The sequence below is a fragment of the Bacillus sp. MMSF_3328 genome (assembly GCF_030733525.1).
GTDB lineage: Bacteria > Bacillota > Bacilli > Bacillales > Cytobacillaceae > Bacillus_AB > Bacillus_AB infantis.
In genome coordinates this window covers 18,198-35,215 of sequence record NZ_JASHIV010000023.1, presented here as the reverse complement: position 1 = coordinate 35,215, position 17,018 = coordinate 18,198, and the positions used below count along the sequence as shown (strand labels likewise).

General features: G+C 47.3%; 17 protein-coding genes. 13 read left to right on the top strand and 4 right to left on the bottom strand.

The features are described from left to right. Positions 1–346 precede the first annotated feature (346 nt). Positions 347–1,126: a phosphotransferase family protein gene (locus RBB45_RS22885; protein ID WP_009795234.1), complete on the top strand. Its 780-nt coding sequence runs from the start codon at positions 347–349 to the stop codon at positions 1,124–1,126. On the opposite strand, the gene RBB45_RS22880 is transcribed toward RBB45_RS22885, so the two are convergent. Then, positions 1,123–1,401 (bottom strand): YtzH-like family protein, encoded by a 279-nt coding sequence (locus RBB45_RS22880; protein WP_094769895.1) that lies wholly within the window; start codon positions 1,399–1,401, stop codon positions 1,123–1,125. The two genes, RBB45_RS22885 and RBB45_RS22880, sit on opposite strands and share 4 nt — an antisense overlap. A gap of 112 nt (positions 1,402–1,513) precedes the next feature. After that, complete coding sequence (locus tag RBB45_RS22875) at positions 1,514–1,693, bottom strand: hypothetical protein (protein WP_009795231.1); 180 nt, start codon at positions 1,691–1,693, stop codon at positions 1,514–1,516. A gap of 283 nt (positions 1,694–1,976) precedes the next feature. Between RBB45_RS22875 and trmB the strand changes: the two genes are divergently transcribed. Together trmB and RBB45_RS22865 are read left to right on the top strand one after the other, a co-directional pair. Next, the gene (gene trmB, locus RBB45_RS22870) at positions 1,977–2,615 is read left to right on the top strand and encodes a tRNA (guanosine(46)-N7)-methyltransferase TrmB (protein WP_022544290.1); all 639 of its coding nucleotides are present in this window, start codon (positions 1,977–1,979) and stop codon (positions 2,613–2,615) included. A 458-nt stretch (positions 2,616–3,073) separates the two neighbouring features. Then, positions 3,074–3,913 carry a YtnP family quorum-quenching lactonase gene (locus RBB45_RS22865; RefSeq protein ID WP_094766871.1) on the top strand — a complete coding sequence of 280 codons (840 nt, stop codon included), beginning with the start codon at positions 3,074–3,076 and terminating at the stop codon, positions 3,911–3,913. A gap of 49 nt (positions 3,914–3,962) precedes the next feature. Here the strand turns inward: RBB45_RS22865 and RBB45_RS22860 are convergent, their stop codons facing one another. After that, a complete protein-coding gene (locus RBB45_RS22860) occupies positions 3,963–4,277 on the bottom strand; it encodes a PepSY domain-containing protein (protein ID WP_009795384.1) in 315 nt (104 codons plus the stop codon). A 212-nt stretch (positions 4,278–4,489) separates the two neighbouring features. Between RBB45_RS22860 and RBB45_RS22855 the strand changes: the two genes are divergently transcribed. After that, the gene (locus RBB45_RS22855; protein ID WP_009795383.1) at positions 4,490–5,563 is read left to right on the top strand and encodes a M42 family metallopeptidase; all 1,074 of its coding nucleotides are present in this window, start codon (positions 4,490–4,492) and stop codon (positions 5,561–5,563) included. 95 nt (positions 5,564–5,658) lie between these two features. Further along, positions 5,659–6,183, top strand: a complete 525-nt coding sequence (locus RBB45_RS22850) for a DUF84 family protein (protein ID WP_148951082.1) — start codon at positions 5,659–5,661, stop codon at positions 6,181–6,183. A gap of 41 nt (positions 6,184–6,224) precedes the next feature. Here the strand turns inward: RBB45_RS22850 and RBB45_RS22845 are convergent, their stop codons facing one another. Then, positions 6,225–6,671, bottom strand: coding sequence for a YtoQ family protein (locus RBB45_RS22845; RefSeq protein WP_094766874.1), 447 nt, complete (start codon positions 6,669–6,671; stop codon positions 6,225–6,227). Between the two features lie 160 nt (positions 6,672–6,831). Between RBB45_RS22845 and RBB45_RS22840 the strand changes: the two genes are divergently transcribed. The 8 genes from RBB45_RS22840 (at position 6,832) to murC (ending at position 16,837) form a co-directional block, all read left to right on the top strand. Beyond that, the gene (locus RBB45_RS22840) at positions 6,832–7,341 is read left to right on the top strand and encodes a hypothetical protein (RefSeq protein ID WP_094767241.1); all 510 of its coding nucleotides are present in this window, start codon (positions 6,832–6,834) and stop codon (positions 7,339–7,341) included. A gap of 201 nt (positions 7,342–7,542) precedes the next feature. Then, a complete protein-coding gene (locus RBB45_RS22835) occupies positions 7,543–8,586 on the top strand; it encodes a PTS sugar transporter subunit IIC (protein ID WP_148951081.1) in 1,044 nt (347 codons plus the stop codon). After that, a complete protein-coding gene (locus RBB45_RS22830; protein WP_009795378.1) occupies positions 8,573–8,890 on the top strand; it encodes a thioredoxin family protein in 318 nt (105 codons plus the stop codon). The genes RBB45_RS22835 and RBB45_RS22830 overlap by 14 nt, the downstream gene beginning before the upstream one ends. A gap of 89 nt (positions 8,891–8,979) precedes the next feature. Further along, on the top strand, positions 8,980–9,780 hold the full coding sequence (locus RBB45_RS22825) for a DUF1444 domain-containing protein (protein ID WP_009795377.1): 801 nt from the start codon (positions 8,980–8,982) through the stop codon (positions 9,778–9,780). Between the two features lie 349 nt (positions 9,781–10,129). Further along, positions 10,130–13,450, top strand: a complete 3,321-nt coding sequence (locus tag RBB45_RS22820) for a DNA translocase FtsK (RefSeq protein ID WP_224951680.1) — start codon at positions 10,130–10,132, stop codon at positions 13,448–13,450. An 80-nt stretch (positions 13,451–13,530) separates the two neighbouring features. Beyond that, positions 13,531–14,631: a nicotinate phosphoribosyltransferase gene (locus RBB45_RS22815; protein WP_009795375.1), complete on the top strand. Its 1,101-nt coding sequence runs from the start codon at positions 13,531–13,533 to the stop codon at positions 14,629–14,631. Positions 14,632–14,671: 40 nt separating this feature from the next. Continuing rightward, the gene (locus tag RBB45_RS22810) at positions 14,672–15,307 is read left to right on the top strand and encodes a hypothetical protein (RefSeq protein ID WP_224951678.1); all 636 of its coding nucleotides are present in this window, start codon (positions 14,672–14,674) and stop codon (positions 15,305–15,307) included. Between the two features lie 234 nt (positions 15,308–15,541). Continuing rightward, positions 15,542–16,837 carry a UDP-N-acetylmuramate--L-alanine ligase gene (murC, locus tag RBB45_RS22805; RefSeq protein ID WP_009795373.1) on the top strand — a complete coding sequence of 432 codons (1,296 nt, stop codon included), beginning with the start codon at positions 15,542–15,544 and terminating at the stop codon, positions 16,835–16,837. Positions 16,838–17,018: the final 181 nt, after the last annotated feature.

The following is a 17,018-nucleotide window of genomic DNA, read 5'->3' as shown; positions in this document are numbered from 1 at the left end:
GCCCGAAGCTGAATCGGGATCAAACCATAAAAATTGAAAAAGAAATCATTATAATAAAATACTGTTTTTATCTCTGATTGACTTGACTAGAAAACACGCTAAGAGATAAAATTTATAAGATAGCTATTGCAGGACATTTGCTTCAATAGCTTTTTTTTATTTTACTTTGCTTTTCTATACAATAGTCCTTTAATCAATTAGCGGCGGAATGGACAGGAGCGGGCTTTGCTTTCTTTGCAGTTCCGCATATATAGATAGGAGACTGTAAAAGGCCTGGCTGAGATGCGGGCCTTGCACTTTCCTTACTCGCATTTAATTTGCAGAAAAACATTGTAGGTGAACAATTTTGGAACATTTATTCGGACAAGATTGGGAGATAGTTCCTGCCGGAGGAGCGACAGGTGAAGCGTTTTTTGCCCAGCATGAAGAGCAGCAATTATTCTTGAAGCGGAATTCATCGCCTTTTCTCGCTGTTTTGTCAGCAGAAGGAATTGTTCCAAAGCTTGTGTGGACAAAAAGGCTTGAAAATGGGGACGTCATAACAGCCCAGCAATGGCTTGCCGGAAGGGAATTGAAGCCGGGGGATATGGAAGATGAGCGGGTAGCCAGGCTTCTCAAGAAAATCCATGACTCCAGGCCGCTCCTTGGGATGCTTAGCAGGCTGGGAAAATCTCCCCTGAAGCCAGAGGCAATACTGAACGCGGTCACAGAAGAGCTGGATGAAGAAATCCGCAGACTGGATGCTGTCAGGAAAGCCCTCGGGTTCCTTGAAAAGGAGAAGGGGAATATCTTCTGTGAAGATATGGTCGTCTGCCACTGCGATGTCAATCATAACAACTGGCTGCTCACAGAGAACGACCAGCTGTATCTGATTGATTGGGATGGGGCAATGATTGCCGACCCTGCCATTGATCTCGGGATGCTCTTATACTGGTACATCCCCCGTGATAAATGGCATTCCTGGCTGAAGCGGTATGGAATGGAATTAACATCCTCCCTTGCCCTTCGCATGAAATGGTATGTGGCTGCCCAGACTTTGACATCGATTCAATGGCATAAAAGCAAGGGGAGATATGAAGAAATGGATAAGTGGATCCAGTTCATCAAGGAGCTTGACCTGGGCTAGGAAAGCTGGTCAATGCTCTCTACCCACTGGGAGAGCTCCTGCTGGTGCAGCTCTATATGGCCGTCGAGATTGGAAGAGCCGGCGCCGTTTTGGCTGTAGCTGTAAATCTGCTCCAGTACTGCCCTTACCTCCTGGCCGATATTTGCATTGACCATGAGGGATTTTACCAAGCGCTCCAATTGTTCACACTCTGAAACCGATCCGCAGCAGTCTGTCTGATGGCTGCTTAATATATCCCTCAGCAGGGTTAGTTGATCTGTATGGCACAGCGGCATATGATTCAGCATCCTTTCTATTTGTACATGAATGGGATTGAGGCACCAACAAAAAAAGGAATTCACATTTATCATGTGAATTCCTTTTTTTTATTATTCATCAGCTTATCTTTTATAGATGGTTGACAGGCTTTCCGATATAAAGGCTCTGTCTCTTTGATCTGACTTTCTGAGTCCATTTTCTGTTCCTAAGCTTCTCATACGGATAGACAGTCACACTGTAGCCAAGGAACATGATGCCTATAACTAAAAGGACGGCCATTTCCAATCCTGTCTCAATCAATTTTCCCATGTATATTTCCAGCTCCTTTTGATGCCTGAAGGAAAAGCATTTCAGGCTCGGGTTTTTCCGTTCGAGTACACTCTTAAAACCTTAACAAAACATCATATAAATGAAAAACGCGGTTTCGATTGATATACAGGAGATATTTCCGGTAACATAAGATGAACGCGCTTTAACAGACAGTGCCCTTACATATGCGGCCGGATGCTCCCCGATCCTTCCTGAACGAGGGTTGCATCGATAGGGAAGGCATGGTATTGTTTGAACGATATTATTATTTAGGGGTGTCCTCATGAGACAAAGAAACAAGCCTTGGGCTAAAGATAAATTAATGCAGCATCCGCAGTATGTCATCCTGGAGCCGATTCAGCATAAAGGAAAATGGGCTGAAGTATTTGAAGAAGACCAGCCGCTCCATATAGAAATTGGAACAGGGAAAGGCCGATTCATCACAGGGATGGCAAAGGCCAATCCTCATATCAACTATATCGGCATAGAATTGGCAGAAAGCGTCATCGTGACTGCCCTTGATAAGCTTATTGAAGAAGAGCTTCCAAACCTTAAGCTGATGAATGCCAATGCCAAGAACCTGGCTGAGTATTTCGATAAAGGGGACGTAGACAGGGTTTACCTTAATTTCTCAGACCCTTGGCCAAAGACCCGTCATGAAAAAAGAAGGCTCACTTTCAAAAGTTTCCTTGATGTCTACAAAAGCATCCTTGTCGATAAAGGAGAAATCCATTTCAAGACTGACAACCAGGGGCTGTTCGAATATTCACTTACAAGCTTCTCCGAATACGGACTCCTCCTCACTTACGTCAGCCTCGACCTTCACAACAGCGACTATGAAGGCAATATCATGACCGAATACGAAGAAAAATTCTCCGGCAGAGGCAGCAGAATCTACCGCTCTGAAGTGAGATATCAATAAAATTGCATAAAGCTGCTCGTGAGCGGCATTGGTATAGAAAAAAGGAGTACGGACATTTCGTACTCCTTCTTTGGTTATGTTTTTTAAGATTTATTGTGAAAGGCCACAACAATTGTTCATTTGTTTAGCTTTTTAAATGGGCTGTTAATTTCCGTTCCAGGCACTTCGTTTTCCGCAGGGCGACGCTGAGCCTCCTCTTCGCTACGCTCATGCGGGGTCTCAGCCTTGCCGCTACTTCCCGCAGGAGTCTGCGTGCCTTCCACTCCAATTAACAGGTTCAATAACCTTGGGAATGCAACTGAGTTTTTTAAAGATAAAACCAAAAATCTTCCTAATTTCAATACATTTCAATAATTCTGTTGTATCTTATTTTATGCTGAGCAAATATTCCACCAACTCCCCTCTTAATGATAAACTAACAAGTATACATACAATCTGCTGAAAAAGGGAGTGTCCAAATGGAAACCTTAAAATTAAAAACAGTCAAGCTCACGTGGCTCAACGGCGGGGTCACACATCTGGATGGCGGCGCCATGTTCGGCGTTGTCCCAAAAGCTCTGTGGGAAAAGAAATATCCCTGCAATGAAAAGAACCAGATCGAGCTTAGAACAGATCCAATCCTTGTGGAAGCTAACGGGAAAAAGATGCTCATAGAAACAGGCATTGGCTCAGGCAAGCTTAACGAAAAGCAAAAGCGGAACTACGGAGTGACAGAAGAATCCAGTCTTGAAAAATCCCTCGGAGAGCTTAGCCTCAGCCCGGAGGATATCGACTATGTACTGATGACCCATCTGCATTTCGACCACGCATGCGGCCTTACCAGACTTGAAGGAGAAGAATTTGTATCAGTGTTCACCAATGCAAAAATCATTGTATCGGAAACCGAGTGGGAAGAGATGCGCAATCCGAACATCCGGTCCAGGAATACATACTGGAAAGAAAATTGGAGCGGGATAGAGGACCAGGTGATCACATTCAAAGATGAATGGAGCTTCGGTCCAGTGAGAATGGTCCACACAGGCGGTCACAGCGATGGACATGCCATTATTCTCATCGAGGAAGAAGGGGAAACAATCGTTCATATGGCAGACATCATGCCGACACATGCCCACCAGAATGTTCTATGGGTTCTTGCCTTTGACGATTATCCGATGGATTCAATCGCTGCGAAGCAGAAATGGCTTGAGTACGGAATCAGCAGGGATGCATGGTTTACGTTTTACCATGATGCCTATTTCCGGGCGGTGAAATGGGACGGGGATAAACAGCTGAAGGAAGAGCTGAAACGCACCAGATAAAGGCAAGCTAAAGGCCGGATAAAAGAATCCGGCCTTTAGCTTGCAATCTTTAAGACAGCGGATAGGCATCCAAAATCGTTCCGGTGCGGCTGTCTGCGACAAACTCATATTGAGATACCTCTCCATCAGCTGTCCTTGAAATGCCGCCTTTATAGACATTATAGCTAAGCCCATGCTTCTCATAAGGTTCAGGCTGCATATGTATCCATGATCCGCTGATCGGGCCATTTTTCTTGAAAGCGGCTTTAGCCTGGTCAAGTGCTTTCTCTGGAGAAACCGCGGTTTTATCTGCCATTAATTCCTTCACAGCCAAGCCGCCTGCTGCTCCGACTCCAACACCAAGCAAAAATGATTTCCAGTTCATGATCTGCCCCTCCGTCTTTTTCCATCATTGTTGTTCTTTATTCCATTCTACCAAATGTAACCGGATATATTAAAGGAATTCACATAAAGTGAAGGAACATGGAACCATATCTGGGGGACGGCTAGGAGGAAAAGGTGGTAAGAGGTAAGAAAGTTCTGTAAAATAACTGTATACATAATAATGATATAAATCCCATTAAAGGAGCAGGTACAATGAACAATAAAACATTGCAGCTTTTTAAAACACTTACAGAATTGCCGGGAGCGCCGGGGAATGAACATTTAGTCCGCAAGTTTATGCGAGAGCAGCTTGGCCAGTATTCTGATGAAGTGGTCCAGGACAAGCTTGGGGGAGTATTTGGAGTGAAAAGGGGAGATGAGGAAGGCCCGACTGTGATGGTAGCAGGCCATATGGATGAGGTTGGCTTCATGGTTACCTCCATCACCGATAACGGCATGATCCGCTTCCAGACCCTTGGCGGCTGGTGGAGCCAGGTCCTGCTTGCCCAGAGGGTGCAGGTCATGACCAATAATGGCCCGGTCACAGGCGTCATCGGTTCCATCCCTCCGCACCTGCTGGATGAAGCCAAGCGCAGCAAGCCAATGGATATTAAAAATATGCTGATTGACATCGGTGCAGATGACCGTGCGGATGCAGAGAAGATCGGCATTAAGCCCGGCCAGCAGATCATCCCTATCTGTCCGTTTACGCCAATGGCAAATGAAAAGAAAATCATGGCGAAGGCCTGGGATAACCGTTATGGATGCGGGCTTGCGGTCGAACTTCTGGAAGAAGTGAAAGACGAAAAGCTGCCGAACATCCTTTATTCCGGGGCGACAGTCCAGGAAGAAGTCGGGCTGAGAGGTGCGCAGACAGCCGCCAATATGATCAAGCCTGATATTTTCTTTGCATTGGATGCAAGCCCTGCGAATGACATGACAGGCGACAAAAGGGAATTCGGCCAGCTTGGGAAAGGTGCGCTGCTTCGCATTCTGGACCGCTCCATGGTTACGCACCGAGGCATGAGGGAATTCGTGCTGGATACAGCTGAGAAGAATAATGTGCCTTACCAGTATTTTGTTTCCCAGGGCGGAACAGATGCAGGGCGTGTCCACACTTCAAATGAAGGAGTCCCAAGTGCGGTAGTCGGCATTTGCTCCCGTTATATTCATACTCACGCTTCCATTATCCATGTGGATGATTATGCGGCAGCAAAAGAGCTTCTGGTCAAGCTTGTTAAATCCTGCGACAAAGCCACTGTCGCATCCATCCGCGAGAACGCGTAAAAACAACAGCCCGGAGGCAGCAGCAGTGCTGCCTCTTTTCAATGGGTCATAATGGGGCAATATAGATTGCAGCAATGAAAAAGGAGAACAGCTTTATGAAAATTATAATAGGTTCTAAAAATCCGGCGAAAATAGGTGCTGTGGAAGCCATTTTCAATGAAAGCGGCTTTGAAGTCGATTCTGTGGATGTACCTTCCGGTGTGAGTGACCAGCCTTTTACAGATGATGAAACGATTAAAGGGGCTGTACAAAGAGCGGAGCTTGCACTGAAAGAAGGAGATGGCGATATAGGAATCGGTCTGGAAGGAGGGGTTCAGAACACAGCTGCAGGTTTGTTTCTCTGCAATTGGGGGGCGCTTGCGCAAAAAGGCAAAGAAACAATTGTCGCTGGAGGGGCCAGAATTCCCCTTCCGCAGGAAATTGCCGAAGAGCTGCTCGCAGGCCGTGAGCTTGGGCCTGTCATGGATGAATATGCCCAAAAAGAAAACATCCGGAAAAAAGAAGGCGCCATCGGTGTGTTCACAAATGGCAGGGTCGACAGGGCCGAAATGTTCGCGCATGTTGTCAGGCTGCTCGCCGGGCAGCTGGAGTACCGGAACAGAAATAGGGAGAGGCGTTGACGCCTCTCCCCAGCTTGTATTAAGCAAGCCGCTTCCGCATTTCAGTTTTCTTCAAAGACATATGAAAGAATTTTGATTGCCTGATTAACGGTTTCGACTGTTGCGTTTGCTTTTTGTGAGAGTTCTTTAAGCGGGTGGTGCAGTTTTTCAGGCCTGATCAGGATCAGCGGCTTTTTCAGTGCGGCGGCAGTGCTGGCATCCATGCTCGTGTTCCATTGCTTATACTGCTCGCCGAACAGCGCAATGACCAGGTCGGATTTTTCCATCAGCAGCTGGGTCCGCAGATTGTTGATGCTTGAAGAAGCCTGGTCGAGGTAAACAGGGCCCGGCTGTTCCCCAAGTATTTCTTCCCCAATCTTATCAGAGCGCTCGTGGTTTTCCATCGGTCCGACAAAATGGACCGGAAGCTGAAGGGCTTTTGCTTTTTCCTTCAGCTCTCCCCTCCAGTCTGTATGAATCTCGCCTGCCAGATAAACTGTCAATTCCATCATACTTCCTCCTCTTTGGTAGATATCTTACATTTTACCACTTCTGTTAATAACAAACCGTCCGCAGGCCTGAAAAACCGGCAGGAGGGGTTGTCAGATAATTAAAAAGACGGTTATGATAGAAAAGGACGATGTTTTTTCCAGTAGGGAGGAAAATAGTATGAAAAAAATCAGCATCGCCGCCTTGCTAATGATATGCTCCGTTCTGTTCCTGAGCGCCTGTTCTGCATCCTTCCAAGAGGAGCAGAAAGCAGCGAAGAAGGCAGCGGAGACAGCTTTCACCCAAAAGCCCAAGGATGCAAATAATGAAAATGAAGAGATAGATTATTATTTGCCTTTTGGTGTCGAGGTTGAAGAAGAGAGCCCAAACAATCTAATCTTAAAAAATGGAAGCAAAACATATATCCTGTTTTATAACCAGAATGAGGGCAAAGGCAGCAAGGTGGTTTATGAGTCTGCGAAACTTCAGAACGAAAGCTATGAGGTGGATGAAACCTTCCAATATGATGGCAGATTCGGATTTATTCTAATTAAAAAGCTGGATGATGACAGAAGCGAATTGATTGTCGGAGCTGATGGGGTCAAGATCACAACGGAAACAAAGACCTCCAGCCTGAAAGCAGATGCTTCAATGATGATTGATATCGTAAATTCTGTCCGGATGAAATAGGCAGGCAAAGGGGTGTCCCTTTGCTTTTTTTTGTGTTTTTTCTAAGGACAAAAGGAAAATCTGGTTTCTCATAACAGAAAGCGCCCATACTAGGAAGGTTCCGGGTATATTTTTCTTCCTTTTTACATTGTACATGCTTACAATATAGGTTGTAACATCTGTCTTGACACATGACAATGAAGAGTGAACGGGGGATTTTAAATGAGAGAGTTTGTGAAGAGAAAAGGGGTCAGCCTGTCTGCGAGGGTTTACTTTATAGATGCATTGAGCAGCATGGCATTAGGCCTGTTTTCTTCTCTGATTATAGGTCTGATCATTAAGACGGTGGGAGAACAGCTGCCGGCAGGATATGGCGGGAGTTTTTTCATAGAAATGGGGACGCTCGCGATGGGGCTTATGGGGCCGGCAATCGGCGTTGCTGTTGCTTATGGGCTGAATGCGCCGCCGCTGGTACTGTTCGCTGCGATTGCAAGCGGGGCAGCAGGGGCCGCGCTGGGCGGACCAGCCGGGAGCTTTGCAGCTGCCCTGATATCTGTGGAGATCGGAAAGCTTGTCAGCAAGGAGACGAAAATCGATATTATTGTTACGCCTTTTGTTACGATATTGGCTGGCTATGGAACGGCAGCGCTGATCGGACCCGGAATAAGCTTCCTGTTAAAGGGTCTTGGAAGCATGATCATGTGGGGGACGGAGCAAAGGCCGATCTTAATGGGAATCATTGTGGCAGTGCTGATGGGCCTCGCCCTTACAGCACCTATCTCCAGTGCAGCCATTGCGCTGATGCTTGATCTGCACGGGCTTGCAGCAGGGGCGGCAACAATTGGATGTGCAGCCCAAATGGTCGGTTTTGCAGTCAGCAGCTACAGGGAAAATAAAGTAGGCGGCCTCATTGCCCAGGGACTTGGAACTTCAATGCTGCAGGTGCCGAATATCATCAGGAATCCGATGATCCTTCTCCCGCCGACCATTGCGGGGGCAGTTCTTGCACCGCTTGGTACCACTTTATTTGTTCTCGAGAACAATGCGGCAGGTGCGGGAATGGGGACAGCCGGCCTTGTCGGGCAGATCATGACTGTGACAGCAATGGGATTCAGCTCGGCTGTCTTCCTGAAAATAGTCATGTTGCATTTTGTTGGACCAGCCGCAATAAGCTTGTTATTATCTGAGTATATGAGGAAAAAAGGCTGGATCAAACATGACGATATGCTGATCCGGACAGGAGGAAAAAGAAATGAAAAAGCTTGAATCAATGGAACAGTTTGAGCAAATGAAAAATGAGGGGCAGCATATTTTTATGTTTTCAGCAGACTGGTGCCCTGACTGCCGCATCATCGAACCGATCCTTCCAGAGGTAGAAGAAAAGTTCAGCGATTATACCTTTGTATATGTAGACCGGGATGAATATATTGATCTGTGCGGGCAGCTCGATATCTTCGGCATCCCGAGCTTCATTGCCTTCAGGGATGGAGAAGAATCAGGCCGCTTTGTCAGCAAGGATAGGAAAACACAGGAAGAAATCGAGAATTTCATCGCCGGCCTCAGCCGCTGATATCTTTTGCCCTCCGTCTTCTTTGAGATGGAGGGCTTTCTATTGTACAATGGAAACTGCAGAAATTTCCCGTTAAGGAGGGAAAAAGGATGAAAATGGACAGCAGGAAAATGAAGGATGAATTAATGAAGAGGCTGGATGCTGATAACCGGTCTTTCGAATTTGATAAAAAAAAGGATACCCTCCGGATTGAAAATAAAGGGACTGGCAAAGGGATCACCATTTCGCTGCCTGGCATCATTGCTAAATGGCAGGAGCAGAAGGACAAGGCGATTGAAGAGGTGGCCTATTATGTGGAAGAAGGACTCAGGGCCATGTCGGGAGAATCCGGGCTTGAAGGCCATGAAAAAAATATCTTCCCTGTCATCAGGTCAACTTCTTTTCCGCAGGAATCTGAAGAAGGAATCTTGTTCCTGTTTGACGAACATACAGCAGAAACGAGGATCTATTATGCCCTTGACCAGGGCAAAACCTACAGGCTCATTGATTCAGCGCTCATGGAAAAAGAGGGCTGGACAGCTGAAAGGATCAGGGAGATTGCCTTATTTAATGTCAGGTCCCTGTCAACCGGGATTAAAAAGGACGAAGTGGCCGGCAATATCTTTTATTTTTTGAACGCAAATGACGGCTATGATGCGAGCCGCATCCTCAATGAAGCTTTTCTGAAGAGCATGGAGCAGCAGATAACCGGTGAGATGGCACTTGCCGTTCCCCATCAGGACGTCCTGATCATAGCGGATGTGCGGAATAATACAGGCTATGATATCCTCGCCCAGATGAACATGAGCTTCTTTGCAAGCGGCAGGGTACCGATTACGGCATTATCATTTCTTTATGAAAACGGGGAACTTGAGCCGATTTTCATTCTCGGCAAAAATAAGAAAAAGTGACAGGGGAAGGATCACGAAATGTGGTCCTTTTTTATATCTGATAGACAGGGAAAAGCCTGCAGGTTACACTGCCTGTAACAGTTGTAAACCCGATGTTAAACTGGTTATGCCAAAAGTATAAGCATGATGAGGGAAACTGTGGCAATTTTACCCATAAAGCCTATAAAAAGGCTCATTCTCTCTTTTTAACTCGAATTTTTATGAATAGCTGATAAAATAAAAGGGTAGGAAGAATAAGCTGCCCTTTTCATAGAATCTTAAGGGTTATTCTGCTTTTGTACCAGAAATTTGAGCATCCCCATACACCGACAGCTTTGCCTAAACAGCCTTTAAGAAAGAGTGATTGATATTGAGTTGGATAAAAAAACTATTCCGAGTGTTTAATAATGAAGACGAGTATAAAGAAACGGAAGAAGAGCAGCCGTACATAGAACCGGCAAAACCGAAAAAAGACAGAGACGGACGTGAGATGGAGGCCAGGATCCTCTACCAGTACCCTAAGGGTCAGTTCAGATTTCCGCTTATTCCTGATGAAGGCTCACCGGTAAAGGAAAGGAGACCCAGAGAAAAGCCGGAAAATCCTGGACATAATCCGCGAAGAAGCCAAAGGGAGCAGCCGGCGGCAGAAACCTGGAAGCATGGGCGGGGAAAGGCCGGCCCGCTGAATGATAGTCAAGAAAAAAGAAATAAACGGCAGCCGGAGCAGCATGAATCTTATTCGAAGCCTTCCCAAAAAAGCAAGAGCGAGCCGCCGATAGACAACCGCCACCGGCGCCCCTTCAGGCCAACGGAAATTCCTTCCCCGATATACGGGTTCGAACGGCCGAAGAAAAAGGAAGAATCAGTAGTCTATGAGATGAATAGCTTTGACCAGGTGAAAAACGCGCCACTTTTCGATGATATTGATTTTCTGAAGAAAACGGTCCTTGATGGAGGCCGGGAAAAAGAAAGCAATACTGTGAATAATCCGCCAGAGCCAGTGCCTGGAGAACAGCCGGAAGGCATCTCTGACCTGAAAGGAACCATCAGCCCTGATTTAAGGGTAGGATACGAAGAAGCTTCTGCCGTGCCAGGCAGTGCAGAAGAGAGTCCTGCTAAAGTAACGGATGCTGACACCTATACGGGCGGCCTCTCCAATCCAGCTGCTGAAAAAGCTTTTTCTGAAAAAGCGGACGAAGACGAACTTGCCGTGACAACAGAAGCAGGGCAGGAGAGGGAGATGCTTGAAAGTGGCGATTCATATGCAGAGCTGCCTGCCGGCAGAATTGAAGCTGACAGCAGCATCAAACCTTTCGACGGTACCCCGCCGCTGGATGGCATGACTGAAGGGATCACCAGCAGTAACCCTGAAGTAATGGACAGCAGCACTCCTGAGGCCGGATATAGTACTGCCCCGGCCACCAAATTAGACTTTGAGCCCGATGAGGCGGAAGATGAAAATGCAGGTGAAGCGCTGGTTAACAGCAGCGATACAATCCTGCATGAAGACGCTGAGCCAAATAGAATAGATACTGAAGAATATAACAGGGATATCCCATATAACCCGTCGGGAACCGGGCCGGCTCCACTTAATTTTGAAGCAGTGCCGGAACCTGCGGACGATCCTGCAGATTTGCCGGATAAGAATGAAATTGATAAAGAAACAGAAGCAGCAGTACTATCCGGAGACCATGCTGAAAAAAATGCTGAACTCCAGGCAGGATCTGTCAAAGGTGAACAGTGTACTCAGATAACCGGCCAGCATGAAGCAGCGTCTGCCCTGCTGCTGGATGAGGCGGAGCCGGAAACTGTAGAGGGAAGGGCCGGGGAAACCCGTGAGGACATTCCTCCCCGCGCAGAAGAAGAGCCGAAGCCGAAGCCAAGATCACCGCTGCCTTTCAATGTGATTATGCTGAAGCAGGACAGAAGGATTGCAGAGCAGAAGAAAAAAGAACAAAATACCGCTGTGAAGCAAATGCCTGTCACCCGGGAAAATACAGAAGAAGCAACGCCGCCGGCTGTCTCAGCTGAAGTGATCGGGAATGAAGCGCCTGCAAATACAAATGTACAGGGACGCGGCGAGGATAATGCCCGCGCTTCTGATTATAATTATGCTCCACAGCCAAATGAAACTGCAGCAGCGGCAGAACCAGCACAATTCCATCAGCAGGCTGAAGAGCCAGCTGAACAGACACAAGCAGGGACGCGACAGGAACTGGACGGATTCCATCAGTATGGCCAGCCGGCAGAAGATCCGAAATACAAGGCCTATGAATTTCCGGCAAAAAGCCTGCTTGCCCCTCCAGTCATTCCTGAGGACAATGAGGAGTGGCTGCTGGAGCAGGAAGAGTTCCTTAATCTGACACTGAAGAATTTCAATGTCAGGGCAAAGGTTGTTAATGTAACCCAGGGGCCTTCTGTTACCCGATTTGAGGTTCAGCCGGAGCCCGGAGTTAAAGTAAATAAAATCACGAACCTGACTGATGATATTAAGCTCAGCCTGGCCGCCAGGGATATCCGTATGGAAGCGCCGATCCCGGGCAAGCATACCATCGGAATTGAGGTGCCGAACCAGAAGAGCAGGCCGGTATTGATCAGCGAGATCATCAATACGCCTGTGTTCAGGGACGGAGAATCGCCGCTGACTGCAGTCCTTGGGCTGGACATCTCGGGAAGCCCGATCGTCACTGATCTGCGGAAGATGCCCCACGGACTGATTGCCGGTGCAACCGGATCCGGAAAAAGCGTCTGCATCAACTCAATCCTTGTCAGCCTTCTTTATAAGGCATCGCCTGATGAGCTGAAGCTTCTGCTGATCGATCCGAAAATGGTCGAGCTTGCTCCATACAACCAGATACCTCATCTTGTCAGCCCGGTCATTACAGATGTGAAGGCCGCCACTGCAGCACTGAAATGGGCGGTGGAAGAGATGGAGCGGCGCTATGAGCTGTTTGCACACGCAGGTGTCAGGGATATCAACCGTTTCAATCAGCTGGCTGAACAGCATAAACGCTATTCTGACAAGCTTCCGTTCATTGTCATTGTCATTGATGAGCTTGCTGACCTGATGATGATGTCCCCGGCAGATGTTGAGGAAGCAATCTGCCGGATCGCCCAAAAGGCGAGGGCATGCGGCATTCATTTGATCATCGCCACACAAAGGCCGTCTGTCGATGTCATCACTGGCCTGATTAAAGCCAATGTCCCGACAAGGGTGGCATTCTCTGTATCCTCCCAGGTGGATTCACGAACCATCATCGACATCAGCGGTGCCGAAAAGCTCTTGGGCAGAGGGGATATGCTCTTCCTGGAAAATGGCTCATCCAAGCCGGTCAGGCTTCAGGGAACTTATGTTTCCGATGCAGAAATTGATGAAGTCGTCGCCCATGCGAGGAGCCAGCGCAAGCCGGATTATTTATTTGAACAGGAAGAGCTCCTGAAAAAAGCACAGGCAACCGAGGAGGAAGATGAGCTTTTCTATGAGGCGTGCGAGTATGTTGTCGATCAGGGCAGCGCATCGACATCAAGTGTCCAGAGGCGCTTTAAGATCGGCTATAACCGTGCTGCAAGGCTGATCGGCATGATGGAGGACTGCGGCTATATCTCTGAGGCAAAAGGAAGCAAGCCGCGTGATGTGCTGATCACGGAAACAGACCTCGAGGCCATGCAAGACACTAGTACAATGCTATAATACGTGGTATTCTTTACATGCATGTAAAGAATACTAAAAATAACGGTAGTTATAACTGATTTGGTATGAGGAGCTTTAGGATGAAAGAAATTGAGCTAAAGATTCAAGGCAAGATCAAGCGGCTTACAAATAAGACCTTTAAATTTGATGAAAGAGTAAGAGACGGCTGGTTTTCAGCTGTCTATTTCTTAAAAACGCGGGAGATTGTCAAGAAATATCACAAAGACAATATCGTGACCATGCAATTCTTCCAGAAAAATCATGCTGTCCTTTGCGGGACCGATGAAGTGATTGCATTGATCCATACATTCGCCGAAAATCCGGATGAGCTGGAAATCTTTTCTTTGAAAGATGGAGATAAAATCAGCCCATTCGAAACGGTCATGACGATTACCGGGCCCTATCAGAGCTTCGGCTATCTTGAGGGGATCATTGACGGCATCCTTGCGAGGAGAACGTCAGTTGCCACTAATGTGTATAACACGGTCAAGGCAGCAGGAACGTCAGGCAGGCAAAAACAGGTCATCTTCATGGGTGACCGGGATGACCATTATATCACCCAGGCCGGAGACGGCTATGCCGCCCATATAGGCGGAGCGACTGCCCAGGCTACCCATGCCATGAACGAATGGTGGGGCAAGCAGGGGATGGGAACAATGCCGCATGCCCTTATCCAGATGTTTGACGGGGACCTGGTGGCAGCAACCAAGGCATATCAGGAGACATACCCTGAGGATGCCCTGATTGCGCTTGTTGATTATAATAATGATGCTATAACAGATTCCCTGAAAGTTGCGAGGGAATTCGGCGATGAGCTGAAGGGTGTCCGTGTTGATACCTCCAGGACAATGATCGACCAATATTTCCTGAGGAATCAGCATCTTCTCGGGACCTTTGATCCACGGGGCGTTAATGCGGAGCTGATTTTTGCATTAAGGAAGGCGCTGGATGACGAAGGGTATAATCATGTGAAAATTGTTGTCAGCGGCGGCTTTAATGAAATGAGAATCCAGGAATTTGAAGAAAACGGTGTGCCAGTCGATACTTACGGCATAGGCAACAGCCTGCTGAAGATCAATATCGGCTTCACCGGAGATAATGTTCTGATCAATGGTAAGCATGCTGCAAAAGCAGGAAGGCGCTACAGGCCGAATCCGCGGCTGGAAAAAGTAGAGTTTTAATTCATTTTCGGCCCTGGGGAATTGGAGGGAGCACCCGGATATGGAGAATACAATTAAAGACTTGGAAGCCTACCGCAAACAGAAGCAGGCTAAGGGTGAAGAGAGCGCGCTGGCCCTTTACCGGAAAGCACAGAAGGATTCTGCGGTGAATGCGAACATAAGAGAAAAGGTCCGTGCCCGCCATATTTTCCGGGAAGCAGCCGGCCTGCCGGGCGGAATCCCATTCAGCAGTGAACAGGAAGAAGTGTTTGAGGACTGGTTCTTATTCGATTATATAAGCATCAGGGGCTTTACGATGTTTAACCTTTTCCTCCGCCGGAATACCGGGCAATTAGCCGAGGCAGATCTCATTCAGGGAGCGCTTTTCCTCAGCTCTGTCCTCCAGCCTGTAAAGATTGAAAGGGCAGAAGGAGAAATACTTGCTGCCTGTGATATTCTGACCGGGGAAAAGCTTCAGCTGAAAGCCGCGGAAAGCATCAGCCTTGAGGAGGGACGCTCCTATTTCATCAGGTGCATACCCGTTTTCTCCCGGACCTTCTGTTTTGGCCCTGCTTTTCCAATGGACAATACAGACGCTGTTGTGGAGAGTTACAATGAGGCTGTTCGGGAAGGTATGGCCTATAGGCCTTTTCTAAAAAAGACTGCCGTGGCCTTCCTGTTCATTGGTGATATGTGAGTTTATTCACGCTGATTTTTGCCAATTTTAGCCATGCAATCCCGGCCGAACCCCGTTCAGGCCGCCCCTGCCGCCAGCCGGAGTGTGGTGCTACATAGTTTTTGTGCTTGAAAGATGATATAATACTTTAATCTGCTTATGCAGGAAACGTTTGTCCGTAATGAATATATGAGCAATTTATAGTCAGATATCATATACTGTGTTACAGATAGACGACAGTTGGAGGTTCTTTATATGACTATTTACCATTTTGTAGGTATAAAAGGGTCTGGAATGAGCGCCTTGGCTCAAGTCCTTCATGATATGAATTATCATGTTCAGGGATCTGATGTAGAAAAGCGTTTTTTTACACAGATTTCGCTTGAACAGTCAGGAATAAAGATCCTTCCTTTCCAAAAGGAAAACATACAGCCTGGAATGACCGTTATAGCAGGCAATGCGTACCCGGATACGCATGAAGAAATTCAGGAAGCCATGAAGCTGGGCCTTCCGATCGTCCGCTACCACCGCTTCCTTGGGGACTTTATGAAGAAGTTCACCAGTGTAGCTGTTACTGGGGCGCATGGCAAGACCTCCACTACAGGGCTGCTGGCCCATGTTATGAAGGGAGCAAAACCGACTTCTTTCCTTATTGGGGACGGAACGGGCAGAGGGGATGCCGATGCTGAATATTTCGTTTTTGAAGCTTGCGAATATAGAAGGCATTTTCTTTCATATTTCCCTGATTATGCAATCATGACGAATATAGATTTTGACCACCCTGATTATTTCGCCAATATTGATGATGTGTTCTCTGCATTCCAGGAGATGTCATGGCAGGTGAATAAGGGTATTTTTGCATGCGGCGATGATGAGCAGCTGCAAAAGATTCAGGCAAAGGTTCCTGTCCTGTTTTACGGATTTGGGGAGGAGAATGACTTCCAGGCACGCAATGTCATCAAGAGCACGGAAGGAACAACCTTTGATGTTTTTGTGCGCAACACCTTTTATGATACTTTCTCAATCCCTCAGTTCGGCGACCATAACGTACTGAATTCATTGGCCGTTATTGCACTTTGCCATTATGAGGAAATTGATTCTGAAATCGTCAAAGATCTCCTGCTGACATTTGAGGGAGTGAAAAGAAGATTTTCGGAGAAGAAAGTGGCAAGCCAGGTTATCATTGACGACTATGCTCATCACCCGACGGAGATTCGCGCGACGGTCGAGGCAGCCAGGCAGAAATATCCGGAAAAAGAAATAGTGGCTGTATTCCAGCCTCATACCTTTACCCGGACACAGACATTCCTGGATGACTTTGCCGAAAGCCTTAATAAAGCTGATAAAGTTTATCTTTGCGATATTTTCGGTTCAGCCAGGGAGAACCATGGAAAGCTGACCATTACAGATCTTCAGGACAGGATCCCAAGCTCGGAAATCATGAAAGAAGAAGATACAAGTGCGCTGAAACAGCACGAAAACAGTGTCATCCTCTTTATGGGAGCGGGAGACATCCAGAAATTCCAGGAAGCATATGAGGGCACTTTATAAGTTCCGTGCAGAAGCGTTGGGCAGGCTGTCTCCTGGCGCTCTCCGGAAAGGCCTTTTGGCTACATAAGAAAAAGGATGCAGGCTCATGCTGCATCCTTTTTTGCTGTTAAGGAATTTATAAATTGTAAGACTTGTGTATAATTTTCAATTCTTGATCCACGTCCAGCAGCTGCGCCCAGGT

Coding starts and splice junctions, on each gene's coding strand:
- RBB45_RS22880 (WP_094769895.1), bottom strand. CDS start 1,401: ATGCCGCTGTGCCATACAGATCAACTAACCCTGCTGAGGGATATATTA.
- RBB45_RS22875 (WP_009795231.1), bottom strand. CDS start 1,693: ATGGGAAAATTGATTGAGACAGGATTGGAAATGGCCGTCCTTTTAGTT.
- trmB (WP_022544290.1), top strand. CDS start 1,977: ATGAGACAAAGAAACAAGCCTTGGGCTAAAGATAAATTAATGCAGCAT.
- RBB45_RS22865 (WP_094766871.1), top strand. CDS start 3,074: ATGGAAACCTTAAAATTAAAAACAGTCAAGCTCACGTGGCTCAACGGC.
- RBB45_RS22860 (WP_009795384.1), bottom strand. CDS start 4,277: ATGAACTGGAAATCATTTTTGCTTGGTGTTGGAGTCGGAGCAGCAGGC.
- RBB45_RS22855 (WP_009795383.1), top strand. CDS start 4,490: ATGAACAATAAAACATTGCAGCTTTTTAAAACACTTACAGAATTGCCG.
- RBB45_RS22850 (WP_148951082.1), top strand. CDS start 5,659: ATGAAAATTATAATAGGTTCTAAAAATCCGGCGAAAATAGGTGCTGTG.
- RBB45_RS22845 (WP_094766874.1), bottom strand. CDS start 6,671: ATGGAATTGACAGTTTATCTGGCAGGCGAGATTCATACAGACTGGAGG.
- RBB45_RS22840 (WP_094767241.1), top strand. CDS start 6,832: ATGAAAAAAATCAGCATCGCCGCCTTGCTAATGATATGCTCCGTTCTG.
- RBB45_RS22835 (WP_148951081.1), top strand. CDS start 7,543: ATGAGAGAGTTTGTGAAGAGAAAAGGGGTCAGCCTGTCTGCGAGGGTT.
- RBB45_RS22830 (WP_009795378.1), top strand. CDS start 8,573: ATGAAAAAGCTTGAATCAATGGAACAGTTTGAGCAAATGAAAAATGAG.
- RBB45_RS22825 (WP_009795377.1), top strand. CDS start 8,980: ATGAAAATGGACAGCAGGAAAATGAAGGATGAATTAATGAAGAGGCTG.
- RBB45_RS22815 (WP_009795375.1), top strand. CDS start 13,531: ATGAAAGAAATTGAGCTAAAGATTCAAGGCAAGATCAAGCGGCTTACA.
- RBB45_RS22810 (WP_224951678.1), top strand. CDS start 14,672: ATGGAGAATACAATTAAAGACTTGGAAGCCTACCGCAAACAGAAGCAG.
- murC (WP_009795373.1), top strand. CDS start 15,542: ATGACTATTTACCATTTTGTAGGTATAAAAGGGTCTGGAATGAGCGCC.